This is a genomic window from Lysobacter sp. H21R4 (assembly GCF_015277535.1).
GTDB classification, from domain to species: Bacteria; Pseudomonadota; Gammaproteobacteria; order Xanthomonadales; family Xanthomonadaceae; genus Novilysobacter; species Novilysobacter ciconiae.
In genome coordinates, this window is sequence record NZ_CP063772.1 from 1,118,173 (window position 1) to 1,139,860 (window position 21,688).

Annotated in this window: 19 protein-coding genes and 1 pseudogene; 13 read left to right on the top strand and 7 right to left on the bottom strand. The window is 67.7% G+C overall.

Annotated features, from left to right (window positions below):
• Window positions 1–54: 54 nt before the first annotated feature.
• Both INQ40_RS05195 and epmB read right to left on the bottom strand, forming a co-directional pair.
• The gene (locus tag INQ40_RS05195) at window positions 55–2,133 is read right to left on the bottom strand and encodes an EAL domain-containing protein (RefSeq protein ID WP_194342105.1); all 2,079 of its coding nucleotides are present in this window, start codon (window positions 2,131–2,133) and stop codon (window positions 55–57) included.
• Window positions 2,134–2,235: 102 nt separating this feature from the next.
• The gene (epmB, locus tag INQ40_RS05200) at window positions 2,236–3,288 is read right to left on the bottom strand and encodes an EF-P beta-lysylation protein EpmB (RefSeq protein ID WP_194342106.1); all 1,053 of its coding nucleotides are present in this window, start codon (window positions 3,286–3,288) and stop codon (window positions 2,236–2,238) included.
• Between the two features lie 112 nt (window positions 3,289–3,400).
• Here epmB and efp point away from each other — a divergent pair, with 112 nt between their 5' ends.
• The 6 genes from efp (at window position 3,401) to INQ40_RS05230 (ending at window position 9,302) form a co-directional block, all read left to right on the top strand.
• Window positions 3,401–3,967 (top strand): elongation factor P, encoded by a 567-nt coding sequence (efp, locus tag INQ40_RS05205; protein WP_193986802.1) that lies wholly within the window; start codon window positions 3,401–3,403, stop codon window positions 3,965–3,967.
• Window positions 3,967–5,304 carry a TRZ/ATZ family hydrolase gene (locus INQ40_RS05210; RefSeq protein ID WP_194342107.1) on the top strand — a complete coding sequence of 446 codons (1,338 nt, stop codon included), beginning with the start codon at window positions 3,967–3,969 and terminating at the stop codon, window positions 5,302–5,304. The genes efp and INQ40_RS05210 overlap by 1 nt, the downstream gene beginning before the upstream one ends.
• 19 nt (window positions 5,305–5,323) lie before the next feature.
• Window positions 5,324–6,046: a bifunctional 2-polyprenyl-6-hydroxyphenol methylase/3-demethylubiquinol 3-O-methyltransferase UbiG gene (gene ubiG / locus INQ40_RS05215; protein WP_194342108.1), complete on the top strand. Its 723-nt coding sequence runs from the start codon at window positions 5,324–5,326 to the stop codon at window positions 6,044–6,046.
• Between the two features lie 2 nt (window positions 6,047–6,048).
• Window positions 6,049–6,717, top strand: a complete 669-nt coding sequence (locus INQ40_RS05220; protein ID WP_194342109.1) for a phosphoglycolate phosphatase — start codon at window positions 6,049–6,051, stop codon at window positions 6,715–6,717.
• Window positions 6,714–7,460: a phytoene/squalene synthase family protein gene (locus INQ40_RS05225; protein ID WP_194342110.1), complete on the top strand. Its 747-nt coding sequence runs from the start codon at window positions 6,714–6,716 to the stop codon at window positions 7,458–7,460. Before INQ40_RS05220 ends, INQ40_RS05225 begins: the two co-directional genes overlap by 4 nt.
• A gap of 171 nt (window positions 7,461–7,631) precedes the next feature.
• Window positions 7,632–9,302, top strand: a complete 1,671-nt coding sequence (locus INQ40_RS05230; protein ID WP_194342111.1) for a diguanylate cyclase — start codon at window positions 7,632–7,634, stop codon at window positions 9,300–9,302.
• A 15-nt stretch (window positions 9,303–9,317) separates the two neighbouring features.
• Here the strand turns inward: INQ40_RS05230 and INQ40_RS05235 are convergent.
• The 3 genes and pseudogenes from INQ40_RS05235 to yidD all read right to left on the bottom strand — a co-directional run.
• A pseudogene (locus INQ40_RS05235) lies at window positions 9,318–10,061 on the bottom strand (M23 family metallopeptidase); the annotation flags it as partial.
• A gap of 137 nt (window positions 10,062–10,198) precedes the next feature.
• Window positions 10,199–11,551: a dihydroorotase gene (locus INQ40_RS05240; RefSeq protein WP_194342113.1), complete on the bottom strand. Its 1,353-nt coding sequence runs from the start codon at window positions 11,549–11,551 to the stop codon at window positions 10,199–10,201.
• Between the two features lie 26 nt (window positions 11,552–11,577).
• Window positions 11,578–11,799 carry a membrane protein insertion efficiency factor YidD gene (gene yidD, locus INQ40_RS05245; protein WP_194342114.1) on the bottom strand — a complete coding sequence of 74 codons (222 nt, stop codon included), beginning with the start codon at window positions 11,797–11,799 and terminating at the stop codon, window positions 11,578–11,580.
• A gap of 204 nt (window positions 11,800–12,003) precedes the next feature.
• Here yidD and dksA point away from each other — a divergent pair, with 204 nt between their 5' ends.
• A complete protein-coding gene (gene dksA, locus INQ40_RS05250; RefSeq protein ID WP_193987225.1) occupies window positions 12,004–12,996 on the top strand; it encodes an RNA polymerase-binding protein DksA in 993 nt (330 codons plus the stop codon).
• A gap of 90 nt (window positions 12,997–13,086) precedes the next feature.
• On the opposite strand, the gene INQ40_RS05255 is transcribed toward dksA, so the two are convergent.
• Both INQ40_RS05255 and cysS read right to left on the bottom strand, forming a co-directional pair.
• Entirely contained in the window at window positions 13,087–13,530 is a 444-nt protein-coding gene (locus INQ40_RS05255) for a SufE family protein (protein WP_194342435.1), read from the bottom strand.
• A 48-nt stretch (window positions 13,531–13,578) separates the two neighbouring features.
• On the bottom strand, window positions 13,579–15,003 hold the full coding sequence (gene cysS / locus INQ40_RS05260; protein WP_194342115.1) for a cysteine--tRNA ligase: 1,425 nt from the start codon (window positions 15,001–15,003) through the stop codon (window positions 13,579–13,581).
• Window positions 15,004–15,120: 117 nt separating this feature from the next.
• Between cysS and INQ40_RS05265 the strand changes: the two genes are divergently transcribed.
• The 6 genes from INQ40_RS05265 (at window position 15,121) to argC (ending at window position 21,680) form a co-directional block, all read left to right on the top strand.
• Window positions 15,121–15,609: a hypothetical protein gene (locus INQ40_RS05265; RefSeq protein WP_343224935.1), complete on the top strand. Its 489-nt coding sequence runs from the start codon at window positions 15,121–15,123 to the stop codon at window positions 15,607–15,609.
• A gap of 292 nt (window positions 15,610–15,901) precedes the next feature.
• The gene (locus tag INQ40_RS05270) at window positions 15,902–16,912 is read left to right on the top strand and encodes an N-acetylornithine carbamoyltransferase (protein WP_194342116.1); all 1,011 of its coding nucleotides are present in this window, start codon (window positions 15,902–15,904) and stop codon (window positions 16,910–16,912) included.
• A gap of 93 nt (window positions 16,913–17,005) precedes the next feature.
• Window positions 17,006–18,205: an argininosuccinate synthase gene (locus INQ40_RS05275; protein ID WP_194342117.1), complete on the top strand. Its 1,200-nt coding sequence runs from the start codon at window positions 17,006–17,008 to the stop codon at window positions 18,203–18,205.
• The gene (locus INQ40_RS05280) at window positions 18,195–19,289 is read left to right on the top strand and encodes an acetylornithine deacetylase (RefSeq protein ID WP_194342118.1); all 1,095 of its coding nucleotides are present in this window, start codon (window positions 18,195–18,197) and stop codon (window positions 19,287–19,289) included. The genes INQ40_RS05275 and INQ40_RS05280 overlap by 11 nt, the downstream gene beginning before the upstream one ends.
• A 58-nt stretch (window positions 19,290–19,347) precedes the next feature.
• Window positions 19,348–20,730, top strand: a complete 1,383-nt coding sequence (locus INQ40_RS05285) for an acetylglutamate kinase (protein WP_194342119.1) — start codon at window positions 19,348–19,350, stop codon at window positions 20,728–20,730.
• The gene (gene argC / locus INQ40_RS05290; RefSeq protein ID WP_194342120.1) at window positions 20,727–21,680 is read left to right on the top strand and encodes an N-acetyl-gamma-glutamyl-phosphate reductase; all 954 of its coding nucleotides are present in this window, start codon (window positions 20,727–20,729) and stop codon (window positions 21,678–21,680) included. The genes INQ40_RS05285 and argC overlap by 4 nt, the downstream gene beginning before the upstream one ends.
• Window positions 21,681–21,688 lie beyond the last annotated feature (8 nt).

A 21,688-nucleotide genomic window follows, 5' to 3' on the forward strand; every position in this document is an offset into this window, starting at 1 on the left:
CCAGTCGGCAGGTTTTTTGTGGGACCGGTCCGAGCCCGCGGCGGGCTGCCGCGCTCAGCCGAAGCTGTAATCCATGTCCGGCCCTGCGGCGGCAAGGAACTGCCCCTGCGCATAGTCGATCCCGGCGGCAAACAGCACGCTCATGCTGGCCGCGTCCTGGACGAACTCGGCAATCGTCTGCGGACCGGTTTCGCGTGCCTTGGCGGCGATCTCGCGGATCCGCGTCTGGTATTCGGGATTGGCCGGCAGGTCCTCCATGAAGCTGCGGTCGAGCTTGAGGAACGCGGCATCGAAATGGGTCAGCAGCTGCAAGGAGTTCAGGCCGCTGCCGAACTGCTCCAGTCCCACGCGAACGCCAAGGCCGGCCATCTGCTGCTGGAAGTCCTTGGCCGCCTTGAGGTGGGTGAATACCTTGGACTCGGGCAACTGCAGCACCAGCAGGGCGCCATCGGCCTCGAACGTCGCCAGCCGCTCGGCAATGTGCTGGGCCAGGCTGTCGCCCTGCAGCGAGACCTCGCTGATGCGCACCATGAGCGTGGTCCGGTGCCCGGCCTTGATCCGCGCGCCAATGGCGGCGATCGCCTTGCCCACCACCCAGCGGTCGATTTCCCACAGCAGGCCGTGCTCCTCGGCAATGGGCAGGAACGCGGGCGGCGGCACCAGCTCGCCGTGCTCGCCGAGCATGCGCAGGTAGGCATCGTAGATCTCGATCGGCTCGCCATGCAGGCCGATCAGCGGCTGGTAGTGCAGGGTGAAACGATCGCCGTCGATGGCGTCGCGGATCCGGGTCACCCAGGCCTCGATGCGCTCCTGTTCGGCGCGGTCCACCGCACCCGGGTCGAAGATGTCCACCCGGTTGCCGCCAACGGCCAGGTTGGCCTGCACCGTTTCGTGTGCCTTGCCCAGCACTTCGGTGACGCTGGCGATTTTCTGCCCGATTTGCACGCCGCCGATGCTGACGGTGGCGTTGAGCGAGTGGGCCTCGGTCTCCAGCACATGGTCGGCGAAGGCGGCGCGGATCGACTCGGCCAGCGCGGTGGTGGCGTGGTAGTCGCTGTCAGGACGGAGGACGGCGAACTGGTGCTCGCCGAAACGCGCGGCCACGTCGTGCTCGCCCAATGCGCTCTGCAGCCGCTTCGCGCACGCCGCGATCAGCTCGTCGGCGGCGTCCAGGCCGATGTCCTGCAGCAGGTGGGCGTAGTGGTCGGGCTCCACCAGCAGGAACCCCTGGCGCCCGGCGTCGCGGGCGGCGTCGGTGACGGCGTCCTCCAGCGTGCGCAGGAAGCTGGCGCGGTTGAGCAGGCCGGTGACCTGGTCGCGATGGCGAAGTTCCTCCACCTCGCGGGCCAGCTCGGGGTCCAGCTCCTGCCGGCGCAGCACGATCTGCTGGCAGGCCTCGCCTTCGTAGGTGGCCGGGGTGAACTCCATCACCGCCGGAAAGCCGGTGCCGTCGAGCGTGCGGGCCTCGATTTCGTGGCGTGGCGGCGGTGCCTCGCCCTTGCCCAGCCGCTTCAGCAGGTCGCGGAACTCATCGATGTGCTGCGGCGCGATCAGGTCCAGCAAGGACATCCCCTCGATGTCCTCGAAGGACTCGAAGCCGAACACCTCCAGGTAGGCGCTGTTGGCGCGGATGTGCATGCCCTCGTGCACGTAGGCGATCGGGTCGCGAGACGAGTCGATCAGGGCGTCGCAGCGGCGGTCGGTTTCGCGGACCTGAGATTCCAGTCGGCGCAGCGCACGGCGGCCTTCCAGGTCGCTCCATTCGCGGCGGATCACCGCCTCCATGTGCGCCCGCTCGCCGCGCAGCACGGTGGCGCGGATGCCCAGCGACGACATTTCCAGCATCTGCCGGGTATCCATGGTCTCCACCATTGCCAGCATCGGCAAGTCCTTGCCGCTGCTGCCGACCTGGGCGACGACCTGTTCCAACGGGATGCCCTGCGCGCTCCGGGCGACCAGCAACAGGTCCAGCGGCTGGCTGGCCAGCAGGCCGGAAAGCTCGTCCAGGGTTTCGGGACGACTGGGGCGCACGGCGATCCCGCTGTTGCGCAGGCCGTTGGCGATCGCCTCGGCGTCATCGACGCTGTCGTCAACGATCATCAAGCGCAGCGTCTTGTCCTTCCCCAGTTGCATTGTGCGTTCCTTCCCGGTGCTTGGATGGCGAGTATCGCGCAAGAGTGTCACCCAAGACTTGCGTCGGGTCACTTTGCGCCGCGGGGTGACCAGCGGGCGCGGCTATCGCACGGGGATCGGGTTGGCGTCGGCCAGCGTTGCCAGCGGACGTTTGCCGGTGTCGCCGGCGACCTCGCGAACCAGCCGCGGGACCAGGTAGCCCGACAGGCGCGCGGCCAGCTGCGCATGCAGTTCCAGCGCACGCTCATCGCTTACCTCAAAGTGCGCGGCGCCCTGCACGCGGTCCAGCTGGTGCAGGTAGTAGGGCAGCACGCCGGCGGCAAAGCCGCGCTCGCTCAGGGCCGCCAGCGCATCCACCGAGTCGTTGACGCCGTGCAGCAGCACGGCCTGGTTGAGCACCGTGGCGCCGCAGCCACGCAGGCGTGCAACCGCCGCGTCGACGCTATCGTCGAACTCGTTGGCGTGGTTGGCGTGCAGCACGACCGCGACCGGCCAGGGCAGGTCGGTCAGCCACTGGACCAGTTCCGCGTCCACCCGCTCGGGCAGGACCACCGGCAGGCGGGTGTGGACACGCAGGCGACGGATATGCGGCATGCCCGCCAGCGCGTCGGTGAGCGCGGCGAGTTTCGCGGTCGCCAGGGACCACGGATCGCCGCCGGAGAGGATCACCTCGTCGATGCCCGGGTCCGCGGCAATCGCCGCGACCGCATCGCCCCAGCCTCCGATCGACGCGTTCTGCTCGGCGTAGGGGAAGTGGCGACGGAAGCAGTAGCGGCAATTGATCGCGCAACTGCCGGTGGCGACCAGCAGGGCGCGGCCGCGGTACTTGCGGATCACTCCGGTGCCCGCGTTGGCCGGGCCATCGCCGACGGCGTCCAGGCTGAATCCCGGGCTGGGCTGCATCTCCGCATCCAGCGGCAGCACCTGACGCAGGAGGGGGTCGTGCGGATCGCCGCGGCGCATGCGGGCGATGAACCCGCGTGGCACGCGCAGCGCAAACTGGCTCGCTGCGGCGTCGCTGATGCCCAACCGGCCAGGGTCCAGGCCGAGCAGCCCTGCCAGCTCGCGCGGATCGCGCACCGCGTCGCGCCACAACTGTTGCCAGCGCGGCGGAACGGGGTCTGGCTGTATGGGCGAGGGGCGTGCGGTTATCATTCGTATCCAGTTTGCCTGCGACCGGTCCACGCGGCGCAGCCGTCCATTCTAGCGGGCCGTCAAATTCGCGGCCCGCGGCATCCCGCTTTCCACCACACTCCAGGAGTTCCCGATGGCCACCTATGGCTTGAACGACGTCAAGAACGGCCTGAAGATCCTGATCAATAATGAGCCTTGCGTCATTACTGATACGGACTTCATCAAGCCCGGCAAGGGCCAGGCTTTCACCCGCGTGAAGTACCGCAGCATCAAGACCGGGCGCACGCAGGAAGTCACCATGAAGGCGACCGACTCGCTGGAAGGCGCGGACGTGATGGATACGGACATGCAGTTCCTCTACACGGACGGTGAGCACTGGCACTTCATGGATCCGGAGTCGTTTGACCAGGTCCAGGCCGACAAGAACGGCGTGGGTGATGCGGCCAAGTGGCTCAAGGGCGAGGAAGACTGCGTCGTGACCCTGTGGAACGGCAACCCGATCTTTGTCTCGCCGCCCAACTTCGTTGACCTGAAGATCGTCGAGACCGATCCGGGCGTGCGCGGCGACACCTCCGGCGGCGGCGGCAAGCCGGCCACCCTGGAGACCGGCGCCGTCGTGCGCGTGCCGCTGTTCGTGGCCCAGGACGAAGTCATCAAGGTCGACACGCGCTCCGGCGAATACGTCAGCCGGGTCAAGTAATGAGCGAGACCGCGCCGCGCGAATGCGACCTGCTGATCGAGGCGGGCTGGGTGGTTCCGGTCGCACCGGGTGATGCCGTGCTGGTGGACCACGCCGTCGCCATATCCAACGGCGCGATCGTCGGGTTGTTGCCGACGGCCGAGGCCAGGCAGCGTTTCCACGCGCGTGAAACGGTGGCGCGCCCGGGCTCGGTGCTGATCCCCGGCCTGGTCAACGCGCACACGCACAACCCGATGACGCTGCTGCGCGGCATCGCCGATGACCTGCCCCTGATGGTGTGGCTGCAGGAGCACATCTGGCCGATCGAGGGGGAGGTCATCGGTCCGGAGTTCGTCGCCGACGGAGTGACGCTGGCCGTGGCGGAAATGCTTCGTGGCGGTACCACCTGCGCCAACGAGAACTACTTTTTCCCCGACGTGCAGGCAGCGACGTACCAGAAGCTCGGCTTCCGCGCGCGGGTCGGCCTGCCGGTCATCGATTTCCCCACCGCCTGGGCGAAGACGGATGCGGAGTACTTCGATCGCGCCATCGATGTGCACGACCAGTGGCGGGACAATCCGCTGGTGACGATGGCCTTCGTTCCGCACGCGCCCTACACCGTGTCCGATGCCAGCTTCGAGCGGATCCGGATGCTTTCCGACCAACTCGACATCCCGGTACACCTGCACACGCACGAGACCGCGCACGAGGTCGAGGAATCGCTGCAGAAGTACGGCCAGCGTCCCTTGGCCCGCCTGGACCGTCTCGGCCTGGTCAATGACCGCCTGATCGCCGTGCACATGACCTCGTTGACCGATGCCGAGATCGCCCTGTGCGCCGAGCGCGGCGTCAGCGTGGTGCACTGCCCCGAATCCAACCTCAAGCTGGCATCCGGTTTCTGCCCGGTCGGCAAGCTGGAGCAGGCCGGCATCAACATCGCCATCGGTACCGACGGCGCGGCCAGCAACAACGACCTGGACATGTTCGGCGAGATGCGCACCGCCGCGCAGCTGGCCAAGGCGGTCGCGGGCGACGCGACCGCATTCAGTGCCGTCAGCGCGTTGCGGGCCGCAACCCTGGGCGGCGCCACGGCGATGGGCCTGGAGGACAGCATCGGCTCGATCGAGGTGGGCAAACGGGCCGACCTGGCCTGCGTGGATCTGCAGCAGATCGAAACCCAGCCGCTGCACGACGTCGTATCCCAACTGGTATACGCCACCGGTCGCCATCAGGTCACTGATGTCTGGATCGACGGCAAGGCGCGGTTGCAGCAGCGCGAACTGGTCGGCATGGATTGCCAGGCACTGATTGCCAACGCGCGCCAATGGCGCACCCGGATCGCCGCGATCCAAGCTTGAACACCTGGAGTCACCCCGGATGAGCACCCCCGACAGCGTGCGCGATGACAACTTCAGCCAGGCCGAGCTGGACAAGTTCGGCGCGCTGGCCAGCCGCTGGTGGGATCCGCACGGCCCGCAAAAGGCCCTGCACGCGCTCAATCCGCCGCGCCTGTCCTATGTGGCCAGGAGGGCGGCGCTGGCGGGGAAGCAGGTGCTGGACATCGGCTGCGGCGGCGGCCTGCTGAGCGAAGCGCTGGCACGCGAGGGCGCGCACGTCACCGCCATCGACCTGGCGCCGGAGCTGATCAAGGTCGCCCGCCTGCATGCGCTGGAAAGTGGCGCGGAAGTGACCTACCGCCTGCAGTCGGCCGAGTCGCTGGCCGCTGAACTGCCCGGTCATTTCGATGCGGTCACCTGCATGGAGATGCTCGAGCACGTGCCCGATCCGGGCGCGGTCATCGAGGCCTGCGCGACCCTGCTCAAGCCCGGCGGCCAGCTGTTCCTGTCCACGCTCAACCGCACGCCGGCCGCGTTCGCGCTGGCGATCGTGGGCGCGGAGTATGTCGCCGGCGTGTTGCCCAAGGGGACCCACCGCTACCGTGACTTCATCAAGCCTTCCGAACTGGGCAGCTGGCTGCGCGCCGCAGGACTGCAGCTGGAGGACGTCAGCGGCCTGATGTACGAGCCCTGGCGCAACGCCGCCCGCCTGACCAGCCGGACCGGGGTCAACTATCTGGCCGCTGCGCGCAAGGCCGACTGAGCATGGCATTCCCCGGGACGGTCCTGTTCGACCTTGACGGCACCCTGCTGGACAGTGCGCCGGACATGCTGGCCACGGTCAATGCGATGCGCGCGGCCAGGTCGCGCGGTCCGATGACGATCGCCGAGTTGCGCCCGCATGTATCCAAGGGTGCCCGGGCGATGGCCGCGGCCGCGTTTCCGGAGTTCGATGCCGGCGAGCGCGAAGGCTGGATTCCCGAGTTCCTGACGCGCTACGCGGACGAGCTGGGTCGCCACGGCAAACCATTTGACGGGATTGAAGCGGCATTGGAACAACTGGAGTCCGCCGGCACGGTCTGGGGCATTGTCACCAACAAGCCCGAGTACCTGGCGCAGCAGTTGATACCCATGCTCGGCTGGCAGGACCGCTGCGCCGTGCTCATCGGCGGCGACACGCTTGCCAGGCGTAAGCCCGACCCGCTTCCGCTGACCGTCGCCGCCGAGCGGCTCGGCGTCGCGCCCGAATCGTGCGTCTATGTGGGCGATGACGAGCGCGACATCATCGCTGCGCGCGCCGCAGGGATGCCTTCGGTGGTGGCCCTTTGGGGCTATCGACTCGACAGCGACGATCCGGCGCTGTGGGGCGGAGATGTGCTTGCGGACGATCCGCGTGCACTGGCGGACCCCGCCACCTGGCCGGCGGTCCCATGAGCGAATCCTCTGCTGTTGATACCGATCGGCCCGCCGATGCACGCGAGGATGATTCGGCCGCCCTGGCCGATTTCATCGCCAAATGGCGCAATCGCTGGCCCGAGTGGAACATCGCGGAGGTGTTTGTCGCGGCCGATCAGCGCGTGATGGCACTTGCCTGGGCGACCTTGCAGCAAGAACTGGTCGATGCGGGCTGGGGTGGTTCGGACCCGATACCGGGACGGGCGAAGCTGGGTTGGTGGCAGGAAGAGCTCAGCGGTTGGAGCCGCGGGGCCCGGCGCCACCCCATCGCCACGGTTCTTCAGCCGATCGACGCGCCGTGGCAGTCGCTGGCCGATGTGCTGCCGGTTCTCGCCGCGACCCGCGAGCGACCCGACAGCGTCGCCTCTGCATTCGACACGCTGGCGCCGCTGGCGACCGCGTTCGCCGGGATTGACGCCGCCCTGTTCCGTGCGGCGCCGGCGGACCAGCGGCTGGTCGCGGCCAACCTGCTGCATGCACGCATGCTGCACGAGGGCGATCAGGCGGTGCCGCTGGACATGCTTGCCCGCGCGGGCGACGGCGACCCGCTTGCCACCTGGACGGCAGAGCTCTATCGCCAGTGGCCGGAGCAGCGCGCCGCCAGCCGCGTGCGGCGGCTCTGGGCCGCATTGGCCCAGCGGCGTCTGGCCGCGGGCGCGGCTACCGCGCCCGTGCCCGCTGCCAGGACCCTGTGGGTCGCCTGGCGATCGGCCCGGGACTGAGCCAGGGTCACCTCGCGCGCGAGTGCCGGGCGGGCGACTTGGCCCGTGTTGTCGGTACGCTTTCCCCGTTATGCTTCGGTGGTATGCGCAGGGGGGCGTATGGAACCAGCGAAAGGAAGCAGGCGGTCGTCCGACGGCAGGCTCGCCGTGGGGCGACGGTGGGCCGTATTCGTGTTTTGGGCCCTGCTGCCCAGCCTGCTGATGTCGGGACAGGTCCTCGGTGCCCCGCCTGCCGCGACGCTGGCGGAGCTTTCAGTCGCGCGCCTGGACCCCGAGGCGGGCGCTGCCGACGTCACAGCCGGACTTCTCGATAACGAATTTGCGCCGGTTGCGGGGCAGGTGATCCATGAGTTCACCCCGCAGCCGCGCTGGTGGAAGATCACCGCCAACCGCACGCTGGACGTACAGGTGCAAGCGCAGCTGGTGCTCCAGTCCCCGGGTCACAACACGGTGGAAGCCTGGCTGCCTGGAAGCCCCGCGCCAATCACCCGGGCCCTGCTGGGTCCTGATGCAGACCCTGGCTTCTCCAGTCGCGCGCTGGTGTTTCCGCTGCCAACGGGCCTGGTTGCGGGGGAGCCGATCTACCTGCGCGTCGAGTCGCCGATAAGTACGCCGATGTCGGTCTCGATCGAGTCGCTGGCGGCGGTCCATCATGCCGACCTCAACCATGTGGCGGGGCGGGCGTTCCTGCTGGGCGGACTGGGATTGATGGGATTGCTGGCGCTCGGCCTGTGGGTCGGCATCGGCGAGCGGGGGTACGCCTATCTCGGCCTGAGCCTGCTTGCCCAGGTCGCATTTTTCGCCACCAACAGCGGAGATATCCGCATGGTGCCTGCCTTGGCCGAACTGCTCGGGACGGACTGGCGCTGGCCGCGCCTGTTCGTGGTCGCCAACGCGGCGTTCAACGTGATCTTCCTCACCCGCTACCTGGACATGCGCGCCCGGCAGCCGGCGCTGTGGACGCTGCTGCTGGCCTGCCTGGGCGTGTTCAGCCTGTTGGCGCTCGGCACGTGGATCACGGCCGCGCACTGGGTGCCCGTCGTGGGCAACCTGGTACTGGTGCTGGGCACGGTGGCGGTGGTGATCGCGGCGGTCTTTGCTTGCCTGGGACGCCAGCGCTCGGGGTACTTCGTGCTGGCGTCCTGGGTGCCGATGGCCTCGCTGCTCATGGTCCGCGTCGGCGAGACCAGTGGCCTGTGGGCCGGGCCGTCGTGGCTGATGCACGCGTTACCGGCGGCCTTGTTGTTTGCCGGCATGGCGTTGATGGTCGGCCTGAGCGATACCTTGCAGCAGCTGCGCCGTGACCGCGACCGCGCCAGCCGCATGGCCAGCGTGGATGTGCTGACCGGGGCAATGTCGCGGACGGCCATCCAGAACCGGCTCAAGGCGTGCGTCGAGGAGTCGCATCGGCGCCGGATCCCGCTGTCGGTGGTGTTCTTCGATATCGATCGGTTCAAGCGGATCAATGATGAGTACGGCCACGGGATCGGCGATTCGTGCCTGAAAATCATCGCGCTGCGTACCCGCAACCGGCTGCGCACCTACGACAGCCTCGGCCGCTGGGGCGGCGACGAGTTGCTGGTGATCCTGCCCGACACCCATCTGGAGGAGGCCATGGGCGTCGCGGAAAACCTGCGCTCGGCGGTGAACTGTCGGCCACTGTCGATCGACGGCCACCTCTTCGACGCCTCGCTCAGCCTCGGGGTCGCCGAACTCGTGGACGGGGAAACGGCGGCGCAGCTGCTGGATCGCGTCGATGCCGCCCTGTATGCGAGCAAGGCGGGCGGGCGGGACCGGGTTACCGGTCGCCTGGCGGTGACCGCCACGACCGCGCCTGCCTGACCCCACGCTCCGCCATCAGCGGGAGCGTTGCAGCACCAGCAGCGGGTCCACCCGCACGTCGAGCCAGTTCATGCCCCAGTGCAGGTGCGGACCGGTCGCGCGCCCGGTCGCGCCCACCGCGGCGATCACCTGCCCCTGTTCAACCCGATCGCCCACCGCCACATCCATCCGCGACAGGTGCAGGAAATTGGAGCTGACCCCGTGGCCGTGGTCGAGCAGGAGCGTGCCGCCGGTGAGGTAGAGGTTGTCGGCGAAGGTCACCAGGCCGGCGGCGGGCGCCTTGACCGGCGTGCCCGTTGGGGCGGCGATGTCCATTCCCGAGTGCGCCGAGCCGGGTGAGCCGTTGTAGACGCGCTGGTTGCCGAAACGGCCACTGATGCGGCCCTCGACCGGCCAGACGAACGCCTGGGTGAAATCGGTGCGGGCGTCGTCGCGCTGGCGGGCGGCGGTGACCAGTGCCTGTTCGCGGGCGATCCTTGCCGCGAGCGCCGGTGCCGGTTTCACAGTACTGGGGGGCACGCCGCTGACGCGCTCGATCGGCCAGTCGCGGGGTGTGACGGAGATGGTCCGCGTGCTGGCCTGGCCGGCAGGTGGCGTGACCTCGACCGTGGCGGTGGCCCCGGCATCGCGCGCGAGCCCGAACACCACCGTGCCGTAAGGGGTTACCCGCAGCTCGCGACCCGAATGGCGGACGCGGCTGCCGGCCGGCACCTTGCCGATCACCAGCGAACCCTGTTCCACGGTGGCGGGGAACACGATCGTCTCCGTGTCCGCGGCGGACGTCGCCGGGCGCATGTCGACCGGCGCCGGTTCCGCTGCAACGGCGCCGGCCGCGGCTGTCGCCACGACCGATGCGCACGCGGACAGCAGTGCCAGAGTGGCCGCGAAGCCGGCCCTCATCGATCGAAAGCCAGGCGCTGACCGTTGGGCGATCCGACCAGCCGCTCGCCGTCCCAGGCAAGCGTGCCGTTGACCCAGGTCGCGCCGATGCGGCTGTGGAAGGTTTTCCCTTCGAACGGTGACCAGCCGCATTTGGACAGCACGTCCTCGCGGCGGACGGTCAGCGGCACGTCGTCGATCAGGACCAGGTCGGCGGCATAGCCTTCGCGCAGGAAGCCGCGCTGGCTGACGTCAAACAGCTGGGCCGGTGCGTGGGCGAACTTCTGCACCACCTGCGAGGTGGTGAGGTGCCCCTCGTGGACCAGCTCGAGCGCCGCGTTGAGCGCGTACTGGACCAGTGGCAAACCGCTGGGAGCGCGGGTGTAGACGTTCTGCTTCTCTTCCAGCAGATGTGGCGCGTGGTCGGTCGCAAGCACGTCGATCACGTCATCGGCCAGCGCGCGGATGAGGGCCTCGCGATCGGCCGGATCCTTGATCGCCGGGTTGCACTTGATCAGGTGGCCCAGCTCGGCGTAGTCGCTGCGGTCAAAGCGCAGGAAGTGGATGCAGGTCTCGGCGGTGATCTGCTTGCGGCTGCCGTCGGCGCGTATCAGCGGGCCGCGCTCGAACAACGCCAGCTCGTCAGCCGTCGAGATGTGCAGCACGTGCAGGCGGGTGCCATGGCGGCGGGCCAGCTCGATCGCCAGCCGCGTCGACTTGATGCACGCCTCGCGCGAGCGGATGTCCGGATGGCACTCGGCGGGGATGTCGTCGCCGTATTTCGCCTTGTAGACCGCGGTCGCCGCCTCGATCATCGGCGTGTCTTCGCAGTGGGTGATGATCGGCGTGGGCACGTCGCGGAACACCGCATCCAGCACTTCCGGATCATCGACCAGCATGTTGCCCGTGGACGCGCCCATGAACACCTTGACCCCCGGCGCCGAGCGCGGATCCAGCCGCTGGATCGCTTCCAGGTTGTCGGTGCTGGTGCCCAGGTAGAAGCCGTGATTGCCCCAGACGCGTCCGGCGGCGCGCGCGTACTTGTCTTCCAGTGCGCTCGCGTCCAGCGTCGGCGGACTGGTATTGGGCATGTCCATGAAACTGGTCAACCCGCCGGCCACCGCGGCGCCGGACTCGATGGCCATGTCGGCCTTGTATTCCATCCCCGGCTCGCGGAAGTGGACTTGGTCATCGATCATGCCGGGCAACAGGCGGCGACCAGCCGCATCGACCACCGTCTCGCCGTGACGGGCGGAGAGTCCGGGCCCGATCTGTGCGATGCGGCCGTCGAGGATTCGCAGGTCGGAGTCGAACTCGCGGCCTTCATTAATCAGACGGGCGTTGACGATGAGCGTGGCGGGAGATGGCATGGATGGACGTCCTCGAAGATGGGAGATCACGACGCAGGTGGGACCGGATCGTTGCCGCCGGGGTGCAGGGGGTGGCAACGCAGGATGCGGCGCAACGCCAGCCACGCGCCCTTGAGCGCGCCGAAGCGGGCGATGGCCTGCATCGCATACTCCGAGCAGGTGGGGTGGAACCGGCAACGCGGACCCAGCAGGGGACTGATCCAGCGCTTGTATCCTCGCAGCAGCGCGATGAGCAGACGGTCAATCACGGTATTCCATTGTCAGGCAGCCATCACACCGGAAATGTAGAATGGAACGAATCAGCGTCCTGTCCAGCAGAAGCGGTGGCCTTGACCGGCACCGCACGGGTGGAAAACCGCCGGCATATCGTTACCTGGTTGCCGCGGGTGCTGGGGCAGGGTATAACAGCGCGCTTTCCCGTCACAAGGGAACCGAACAAGGACAGGTGGCTCGTGGCCGTGAAAAAATCCGCGACGAAGGTCGCCAAGACAGGCAAGAAAACGCCCGTAGCGGCGTCCGGCAAGACCGCGGCCGCAGGCACCGTCAAGGCGACGGAAAAAGCGGTCAAACGCCCCGTTGCCAGCAAGACCCCCGCGGCCGCGAAACCGGTCGCCAAGTCCCCATCCAGGACGGCCGCAGCCAGCAAGGCGGCCGCAAAAAAGAAGGTAGCCAGCACCATCGACAGCAAGCCCATTGCCAAGAAAACGACCACCAAATCCGCCGCGGTGAAGAAGGCGCCGGTAGCCAAGAAGTCCCCAGCCAAGAAGGCTGTGGTGAAAAAAGAAGCGTCCACCAGCGTCGCAGCGGCGAAGCCCGCTCCGGCGAAAAAGGCGCCAGCCAGGAAAGCAGCAGTGAAGAAAGTCGCCAAGGCGCCAGCCAAAACCGTCGCCCCGGCCAAGGAGCCGGTGAAGTCCGCAGCTCCGGCCAAGCGCCGCCTCAGCAAGGTCGCCGTTGCCGTGGTCGGCAAGTCGCAGCCGCCTGCTGTCAAGACCAAGTTCAAGGTCGTCCCGCACAAGATCGACAAGGCCTCCGGCCGCCCGATCGTGCCCAAGGACTACTTCCCCTCGGTGGACGAGGAGTACATGAGCGCGCTGCAGCTTGAGTATTTCCGCCAGCGCCTGCTGCAGTGGCGTGACGATCTCGTCGAAGAGTCCAAGCAGACCATCGAGAACCTGAAGGACGAGGTCCGCGATGTCGGCGACGAGGCCGAGCGCGCGACCCGCGAAACCGAAAACTCGCTGGAGCTGCGCACCCGCGACCGCTACCGCAAGCTGATCAGCAAGATCGACAGCACGCTCAAGCGCGTGGACACCGGTGATTACGGTTACTGCGTGGATACCGGTGAGGAGATCGGACTGGAGCGCCTGGATGCACGCCTGACGGCCGAACGCACGATCGACGCGCAGGAACGTTGGGAGCACCTGCGCAAGCAGATGGGCGACTGAACCAGCCGCATTGCGCGGCGATCTGCGCGCGAACGACGTACCCGGAACCCCGCCCATGGCGGGGTTTTCCGTTTTTTACCCGGCGGAAGCTCAGCCCTGGCCCGACGCCCGGGTTGCCGTCTCGCGGATGAAGGCGAGCAGTGCCGCCAGACCGTTGTTGCGGGTCGGCGAGAGGTGCTTGGCCAGCCCGACGTCGCCGATGTACTCGGCATCGGTGGCAACGATCTCGTTGGCACTGCGGCCGGAGTAGACACGCAGCGCCAGGTAGATGAGGCCGGAGACGATGGCCGAATCGCTGATCGCGTGGAAGTCGAGCCGGTCGGCGTCGCCGCGGCTGACGATCCAGACCATCGACTGGCAACCGAGCAGGCGATGTTCCTCGGTTTTCAGCTCCGCGGGCAGGTCGGGCAGTTTTCGCCCCAGGTCGATGAGGTACTGGTAGCGCTCCGACCAGTCGCCGAAAAACGCGAACTCGTCGCGGATGGCGGTTTGCGCTTCGGCGGCGCTGGGTTCCAGCGGGAACGGCGTGGTCAGGTTGGCATCGGTCACGGTGCAGCTCGCTTTGAAAAAGGGTCGGGCGACTCAGGCACGCTTCCAGCGTACGCCCGCCGAAGTGTCCTCAAGCACCACGCCTTCAGCCGCGAGCTGGTCGCGGATGGCATCGGCGCGGACGAAGTCGCGGGCGGCCTTGGCGGTGCTGCGTTCGTCGATCAGCGCCTGGATATGCGCATCGTCATCGCCGCCGCGGTTGAACCACGCGGCGGGCCACTGCTGCAGGAGGCCAAGGGCACGGCCGGCGGCGCGCAGCTCGGTTCCCAATGCCTGCAGCGGTGCCCGTTGCGCCGGGTCCGGCGTGCCGGAGCCGGCAGCCAGCGTGTTGCGTAAACCGCGTGCCGTGGTGGCGATGGATGCCAGTTCCGACAGCGCCTGCGGGGTATTGAGGTCGTCGTCCAGTGCGGCCTCGATCGCGGCCGGTATCGGCGCATCGACGCTGCTGGCCGACGCGGAATCGCCCGTCAGCGCATCGATGTCGCGCAGGGTGCCGTACAGGCGGTCCAACGTGCGCGTGGAACGCTCGATCAGCGCGTCCGACCAGTCCAATGGCTGGCGGTAGTGCGCGGAGAGCAGGGCGTAGCGCAGGGCCTCGGGTGGGTGTTTCTGCACCAGGTCATGCACGCGTTCGATGTTGCCGACCGACTTGCTCATCTTCGCGCCGTCGAAGTTGAGCATGCCGTTGTGCAGCCACCAGCGCGCGAACGGCTTGCCGCCGTGGGCGCACTCGCTCTGGGCGATCTCGTTTTCGTGATGCGGGAATTGCAGGTCCACGCCGCCGGCATGGATGTCGATGGTCTCGCCCAGGTGCGCGGCGGCCATCGCGGAGCACTCGATGTGCCAGCCAGGGCGGCCTCGGCCCCAAGGTGACTCCCAGCCCGGGAGCCCTTCGTCGGACGGCTTCCACAGGACGAAGTCGCCCGGATCGCGCTTATAGGGTGCGACGTCGACGCGCGCGCCGGCGAGCATGTCCTCGATGTTGCGCCGCGAGAGCTTGCCGTAGCCCTCGAAACTGGAAACGGCGAACAGGACGTGGCCTTCGGCTGCGTAGGCATGCCCGGAGGCGATCAGCTGCTCGATCATCGCGATCATCGGACCGATGTGCGCGGTCGCTTCCGGTTCGATGTCGGGCGGCGCGACGCCCAGGGCGGCCATGTCATTGCGGTAGGCGGCGGCGAAGCGGTCGGTAATGACCGAGATCGGCACCTGCTGCTCGCGTGCGGCCGCGTTGATCTTGTCATCCACGTCGGTGATGTTGCGGGCGTAGGTCAGCGCGCCGTAGCGCCGCCGCAGCAGGTCCGCCAGCACGCCGAAAACCACGGGGCCGCGTGCATTGCCGATGTGGACGTAGTTGTAGACCGTGGGCCCGCAGACGTACATGGTTGGGTTGGCCGGGTCGGTCGGCACGAACGCTTCGAGCCGTCGGCTCAGGGTGTTGTAGAGATGCAGGCTCATGGGGCACGCGAAAGAGACGTTGCGGCATTCTAGCGTCCGCAGGCGGAAGGGTCAGCCGCGCGGCCGGCGGGCCCACTACAGCAGTGATTCATTTGTCCCTCCCGGTTGCCGATACACTTGAACACCCCGTCGATCGAGTCCGCCAACACGATGATGTGTCTTCGCCTGCTGCCCCTTTTGCTGTTCGCCGTGGCAGCGGCTCCCGCCAGCGCGCAGGACGTGACGCTGACACAGCTGGAGAACGTGCGCTTTGCCTACGCGCAGGTGCTGCGGGTGACGCCGGTGTACCAGACCCTCACCGCGACGGCGATGGTGGAAACGTGCACGCCCGACCCTGAGGACGAGGACGTGGGGTCGCGCCTGTCGCGGGTCGTGGGAGCGGTGCGGGGCGTGCTGGGTCGCCAGCCCGAGGAACCCGAGGAAGCCGGCAAGCGCGATTGCACGGTGGTGCCGGTCCGGCGCGAGTTCCAGCGTCCGATCGCCTACGACGTGGATTACATCTACAAGGGCTCCAAATACCGCTCGCGCCTGGCCGAGGACCCGGGCAACCGCCTGCGCATCCGCATCGGCGTGACCCCGGTTGTCAGCAGCAACCGTGAAAACTAGCCGGAGCGTGCGTAGATGCTTGCGGTGCCCGCCGGTGCATGCGAGGATCAGCGGTCAATGATTGCCCTCCGTGCCGACGCCGACATCCTGACCTCCGCCTACATGGCCGCAGGCATGACCTCGCGCGCGCGTCGACCGTTGCCCACCACTCCGGCCGGGTAGCTGATCGCACGTGCACGCAAAACAGGCGTGACAGACGAAAAAAGCCCAGCCACCGAGCTGGGCTTTTTTGTTCCCGGCACCCGATTTTCTGCCATCTCCATCCATCGCTTCCTCACTTCCGGACTGACGCATGACCCCCAGGCACTTCCTCAATACCCAGGACTGGTCCCGCTCCGAGCTTGACGCCCTGCTGGTCCAGGCAGCGGCCTTCAAGCGCGACAAGCTCGGCGACCAGCTCAAGGGCAAGTCGATCGCGCTGGTGTTCTTCAACCCGTCGATGCGCACTCGCACCAGCTTCGAGCTGGGCGCGTTCCAGCTGGGTGCGCACGCGGTGGTGTTGCAGCCGGGCAAGGATGCGTGGCCGATCGAGTTCGACCTGGGCACGGTGATGGACGGCGACACCGAGGAGCACATCGCGGAGGTCGCCCAGGTGCTGGGGCGCTATGTGGACATGATCGGCGTGCGCGCCTTCCCGAAGTTCCTGGACTGGTCGCTGGACCGGCAGGACCGCGTGCTGAAGTCGTTTGCCAAATACTCGCCGGTGCCGGTGATCAACATGGAGACCATCACCCACCCGTGCCAGGAACTGGCCCACGTGATGGCGCTGCAGGAGCATTTCGGCACCGCCGATCTGCGCGGCAAAAAATTCGTGTTGACCTGGACCTACCATCCCAAGCCGCTCAACACCGCGGTCGCCAACTCGGCGCTGACCATCGCCACGCGCATGGGCATGGACGTGACCCTGCTGTGCCCGACGCCGGACTACGTGCTCGATGAGCGCTACATGGGCTGGGCGGCGGACAACGTCGCCGAGAGCGGCGGCTCGCTGGCGGTCAGCCACGACATCACCAGCGCCTACACCGGCGCCGATGTGGTCTACGCCAAGAGCTGGGGCGCGCTGCCGTACTTTGGCAACTGGGCGCCGGAAAAACCCATCCGCGACCAGTACCGCCACTTCATGGTCGACGAGGCCAAGATGGCGCTGACCAACAACGGCGTCTTCAGCCACTGCCTGCCGCTGCGCCGCAACGTCAAGGCAACCGACGCGGTGATGGACTCGCCCCAGTGCATCGCCATCAACGAGGCCGAGAACCGGCTGCACGTGCAGAAAGCAATCATGACAGCCGTGGCTGGGCGCTAGTTGCCGCTGGGCAGCCCGTCCCATTCCCCCGATCCCCATCCCCATTCGCCACGCCCGACGATCAGCGGGCAGCCGTCACACCGAGATCTTTCCATGACCGACAAGACCATCGTCCTCGCCTTTTCCGGCGGCCTCGACACCAGCTTCTGCGTGCCGTACCTGCAGGAGCGCGGCTGGCAGGTGCATACCGTGTTCGCCGATACCGGCGGCGTGGATGACGAGGAGCGCACCTTCATCGAGCAGCGCGCCGCCGAGCTGGGGGTTGCCTCCCACGTGACCGTGGATGGCGGGCCGGCGATATGGGAAGGTTTCGTCAAGCCCTTCATCTGGGCAGGCGAGGGCTACCAGGCGCAGTACCCGTTGCTGGTCTCGGACCGTTACCTGATCGTCGATGCCGCGCTGAAGCGCTGCGACGAGTTGGGCACGCGGGTCATCGCCCACGGCTGCACGGGCATGGGCAACGACCAGGTGCGCTTTGACCTGACGGTGAAGTCGCTGGGCGACTACGAGATCATCGCGCCGATCCGCGAGATCCAGAAAGAGCACACCGAGGTCCGCGCCTACGAGCAGAAGTACCTGGAAGACCGTGGCTTCGGCGTGCGCGCCAAGCAGCAGGCCTACACGATCAACGAGAACCTGCTGGGCCTGACGATGTCGGGCGGCGAGATCGACCGCTGGCAGGCGCCCGGCGAAGGTGCCACCGGCTGGTGCAAGCCGCGCGCGCAATGGCCGCAGCAGCCGCTGCAGGTCCGGGTCGGCTTCAAGGCTGGCGAGGCGGTCAGCCTGGACGGCGCCCGCATGCCCGGACACACCATGCTGGCAAAGCTCAACGCGCTGTTTGCCGAGTACGGCGTCGGCCGCGGGATCTATACCGGCGATACCACCATCGGCCTGAAGGGCCGGATCATCTACGAGGCACCGGGCCTGGCCGCACTGCAGACCGCGCATCGGGCGCTGGAAGAGGCGGTGCTGAGCAAGCACCAGAACCGCTTCAAGCCCGAGGTCGCGCGCAAGTGGGTCGAGCTGGTCTACGAGGGCTTCTTCCACGATCCGCTGAAGACCGACCTGGAAGCGTTCCTCGCGTCCAGCCAGACAACCGTCAACGGTGAGGTCGTGGTGGAAACGCACGGCGGCAGCGTCACCGCGGTGGCGATCGATTCGCCGCACATCCTCAGCGCCAAGGGCGCGACCTACGCCCAGGCCGCGGACTGGGGGGTGGCCGAGGCGGAAGGCTTCATCAAGCTGTTCGGCATGAGCAGCACGCTGTGGGCCGAGGTCAACCGTGCTTCCTGAGGTCCTGCGCCATCTTGAAGCCCTGGTCGGCTTCGACACCCGCAATCCGCCGCGGTTGATTGGCACCGGCGGCATCTTCGATTACCTGCGCGCGCAGTTGCCGGGGTTCCGGATCGAGGTGGCCGACCACGGCGATGGCGCGGTATCCATGCTCGCCGTGCGCGGCCGGCCAACGCGGCTGTTCAACGTGCATCTGGATACCGTGCCGTCTTCGCCGGCGTGGAGTGCGGATCCGCACGTGCTGCGGGTGGACGGCGGGCGCGCGGTGGGTCTGGGTGCCTGCGACATCAAGGGCGCGGCGGCCGGGCTGCTGGCGGCGGCTGCGGTCACCAGCGGCGACGCCGCCTTCCTCTTCAGTACCGACGAGGAAGCCAATGACCCGCGCTGCATCGCCGCCTTCCTGGGCAGCGGCCACGGCTTCCAGGAAGTGGTCGTTGCGGAGCCGACCAACTGCGAGGCCGTGCTGGCCCATCGCGGGATTGCCTCGGTGCTGGTCCAGTTCCAGGGCGCGGCCGGCCATGCGTCCGGCGCCAACGCCATCCACGCGAGCGCGCTGCACCAGGCGATGCGCTGGGGCAACCGGGCGCTGGATTTCGTCGCCGACCAGTCGCACCAGCGCTTCGGTGGCCTGACCGGGCTGCGCTTCAACATCGGCCGGGTCGAGGGCGGCATCAAGGCCAACATGATCGCGCCCCGCGCCGAGGTGCGCTTCGGTTTCCGCCCGCTGCCCTCGATGTCGATCGATGAGCTGCACCACCAGTTCGGCACGTTGTCCGAGCCGGGCGCCGTGGAGCGCTACGAGGAAACGTTCCGCGGACCGCCGCTGCCGTCGGGCGATATCGCCACCGCGGAGGATCGCCGCCTGCAAGCGCGCGACCTGGCCGAGGCGCTCGATCTGCCAATCGGTCCCGCGGTCGATTTCTGGACCGAGGCGTCGCTGTTCTCCGCCGCCGGGATGACGGCGATTGTGTACGGGCCCGGCCACATCGCCCAGGCCCATACCGCCGACGAATGGGTCGAGCTCGACCAGCTCGAGCGCTACGCCGAATCCATCCGCCGCATCCTGGACCAGCCACCCACCTGATTCCCGCTGCGCCGGCTCAAACGCGTCCTGATACCACCGCCCCCATCAACGAATCCCCATGACCATTCCGCCTTCCGCGAACGATATCCAGACCCGCCAGACCATCGTGCGGTTGCTGTCCAGCATGGCCAGCGCCAAGGAGATCAGCCAGTACCTGAAGCGCTTCTCCCAGCTCGACGCGGCGCGCTTTGCCGTGGTCAAGGTCGGCGGGGCGGTGCTGCGCGATGACCTCGACGCGCTCACCTCGTCGCTGGCCTTCTTGCAGGACGTGGGCCTGACCCCGATCGTCCTGCACGGCGCCGGGCCGCAGCTAGATGACGAGTTCGCCGCCGCGGGCATCGAAAAGCAGACGGTGAATGGCCTGCGGGTCACCACGCCGGAAGCGCTGGCCATCGTGCGGCGCGTCTTTCACGCGCAGAACCTGCGCCTGGTGGAAGCCCTGCAGCGCGGTGGCGCGCGTGCCACGTCCATTGTTTCCGGCGTGTTCGAGGCGGACTTCCTGGATCGCGCCACGCTGGGCCTGGTAGGCGAGGTGACCCGGGTGCACCTGGCACCGATCCAGGCCAGCCTGCAGGCCGGGTCGATCCCGGTCATCGCCAGCCTCGGTGAAACCACCGGCGGCCAGATCCTCAACGTCAATGCGGATTTTGCCGCCAGCGAACTGGTCCAGGTGCTGCAGCCCTACAAGATCGTGTTCCTGACCGGGACCGGCGGTCTGCTCGACGACCAGGGCAGGATCATCGACTCGATCAACCTGTCCACCGAATACACCGACCTGATGAACCAGCCGTGGATCAACGGCGGCATGCGGGTGAAGATCCAGCAGGTCAAGGATCTGCTCGACAAGCTGCCGCCGTCATCGTCGGTGTCGATCACCCAGCCCTCCGAGCTGGCCAAGGAGCTGTTCACCCACAAGGGCTCGGGCACCCTGGTCCGGCGCGGCGAGCGGGTGCTGCAGGCCGACCGCTGGGAGGCCTTGGACTTGCCGCGCCTTCGCACGCTGATCGAATCCGCGTTCGGCCGCCGGCTGGCGCCGGACTACTTCGAGCGCACCAGACTGCTGCGTGCCTACGTCAGCGAGAACTACCGCGCCGCGGTGGTGCTGACCGACGAGGACGGCTACACCTACCTGGACAAGTTCGCCGTGCTCGACGACGCCCAGGGCGAAGGCCTCGGCCGCGCGGTGTGGCAGGTGATGGTCGACCAGACGCCGCGCCTGTTCTGGCGCTCACGGCACGGCAATCCGGTCAACGCGTTCTACTACGCGCAGTCCGACGGCCATTGCAAACAGGATCAATGGAAGGTGTTCTGGTACGGCCTGAACAATTTCGACGAGATCGCCCACTGTGTCGCCCACTGCGCCACGCGCAGCGCGACGCTGGTCGATCCGGCCGATGACGCCGCGGGTCCATCGGCGGTTGCCGCGGGAGTGGTGCCATGAGCATGCCAATCATCAACGTCGGCCTGGTCGGCGCGCGCGGTCATACCGGCGCCGAGTTGATGCGCCTGATCGGCGGCCACCCGCGCTTCTCGCTGGGATTCGTGTCCTCGCGCGAGTTCGCCGGCCAGCGCGTGGCCGACCACCACGATGGCGTCGTCGGCGAACTGCATTACCAGAGCTCCACGCCCGATACCGTCGCCACGGCCGGCATGGACGCCTACATCCTCGCCATGCCGAACGACAAGGCCGGCGAGTATGTCGCTGCCCTGGACGCCGCGGGAACCGACCCGGTGATCGTGGACCTGTCCGCCGACCACCGCTTTGACGCGCACTGGTATTACGGCCTGCCCGAGCTCACCCGGAAGAGTTACGAAGGCCAGCGCCGGATCAGCAATCCGGGCTGTTACGCGACCGCCATGCAACTGGTGCTCGCGCCCATGCTGGACGTGCTAGACGGCCCTGCGCAGTGCTTTGGCGTGTCGGGCTACTCGGGCGCGGGCACCACGCCCTCGGACCGCAACGATCCGGTGATGCTGCGCGACAACCTCATGCCGTACGCACTGGCCGGTCACATCCACGAGCGCGAGGTCAGCCATCAGCTCGGCCATCCGGTCGAGTTCATGCCGCACGTGGCGCCGCATTTTCGCGGCATCACCATGACCGCCAACATGCCTCTGCAACGCCCCTTCAGCCGCGACGAAGTGATTGCGCGCTACCGCGAGCGCTACGCCGACGAGCCGCTCGTGCGGATCGTTGACGAGGCCCCGTGGGTGAGCGCGATCGCCGGCCGGCACCACGTCGACATCGGCGGGTTCACCCTGTCCGCGGACGGGCGCCGGCTGGTGGCCGTCGCCACCGAGGACAACCTGCTCAAGGGTGCCGCCACGCAGGCCATGCAGAACCTCAACCGGGCCTTCGCGCTGCCCGAGCTGGCCGGCATCCCGGTCTGATCCACGCA

Bases quoted from the DNA above. Each gene is read 5' to 3' on its own strand.
- INQ40_RS05270 (WP_194342116.1), top strand. From the start codon at position 15,902: ATGACCCCCAGGCACTTCCTCAATACCCAGGACTGGTCCCGCTCCGAG.
- INQ40_RS05195 (WP_194342105.1), bottom strand. From the start codon at position 2,133: ATGCAACTGGGGAAGGACAAGACGCTGCGCTTGATGATCGTTGACGAC.
- INQ40_RS05210 (WP_194342107.1), top strand. From the start codon at position 3,967: ATGAGCGAGACCGCGCCGCGCGAATGCGACCTGCTGATCGAGGCGGGC.
- efp (WP_193986802.1), top strand. From the start codon at position 3,401: ATGGCCACCTATGGCTTGAACGACGTCAAGAACGGCCTGAAGATCCTG.
- INQ40_RS05240 (WP_194342113.1), bottom strand. From the start codon at position 11,551: ATGCCATCTCCCGCCACGCTCATCGTCAACGCCCGTCTGATTAATGAA.
- INQ40_RS05285 (WP_194342119.1), top strand. From the start codon at position 19,348: ATGACCATTCCGCCTTCCGCGAACGATATCCAGACCCGCCAGACCATC.
- INQ40_RS05220 (WP_194342109.1), top strand. From the start codon at position 6,049: ATGGCATTCCCCGGGACGGTCCTGTTCGACCTTGACGGCACCCTGCTG.
- epmB (WP_194342106.1), bottom strand. From the start codon at position 3,288: ATGATAACCGCACGCCCCTCGCCCATACAGCCAGACCCCGTTCCGCCG.
- cysS (WP_194342115.1), bottom strand. From the start codon at position 15,003: ATGAGCCTGCATCTCTACAACACCCTGAGCCGACGGCTCGAAGCGTTC.
- argC (WP_194342120.1), top strand. From the start codon at position 20,727: ATGAGCATGCCAATCATCAACGTCGGCCTGGTCGGCGCGCGCGGTCAT.
- INQ40_RS05225 (WP_194342110.1), top strand. From the start codon at position 6,714: ATGAGCGAATCCTCTGCTGTTGATACCGATCGGCCCGCCGATGCACGC.
- ubiG (WP_194342108.1), top strand. From the start codon at position 5,324: ATGAGCACCCCCGACAGCGTGCGCGATGACAACTTCAGCCAGGCCGAG.
- INQ40_RS05275 (WP_194342117.1), top strand. From the start codon at position 17,006: ATGACCGACAAGACCATCGTCCTCGCCTTTTCCGGCGGCCTCGACACC.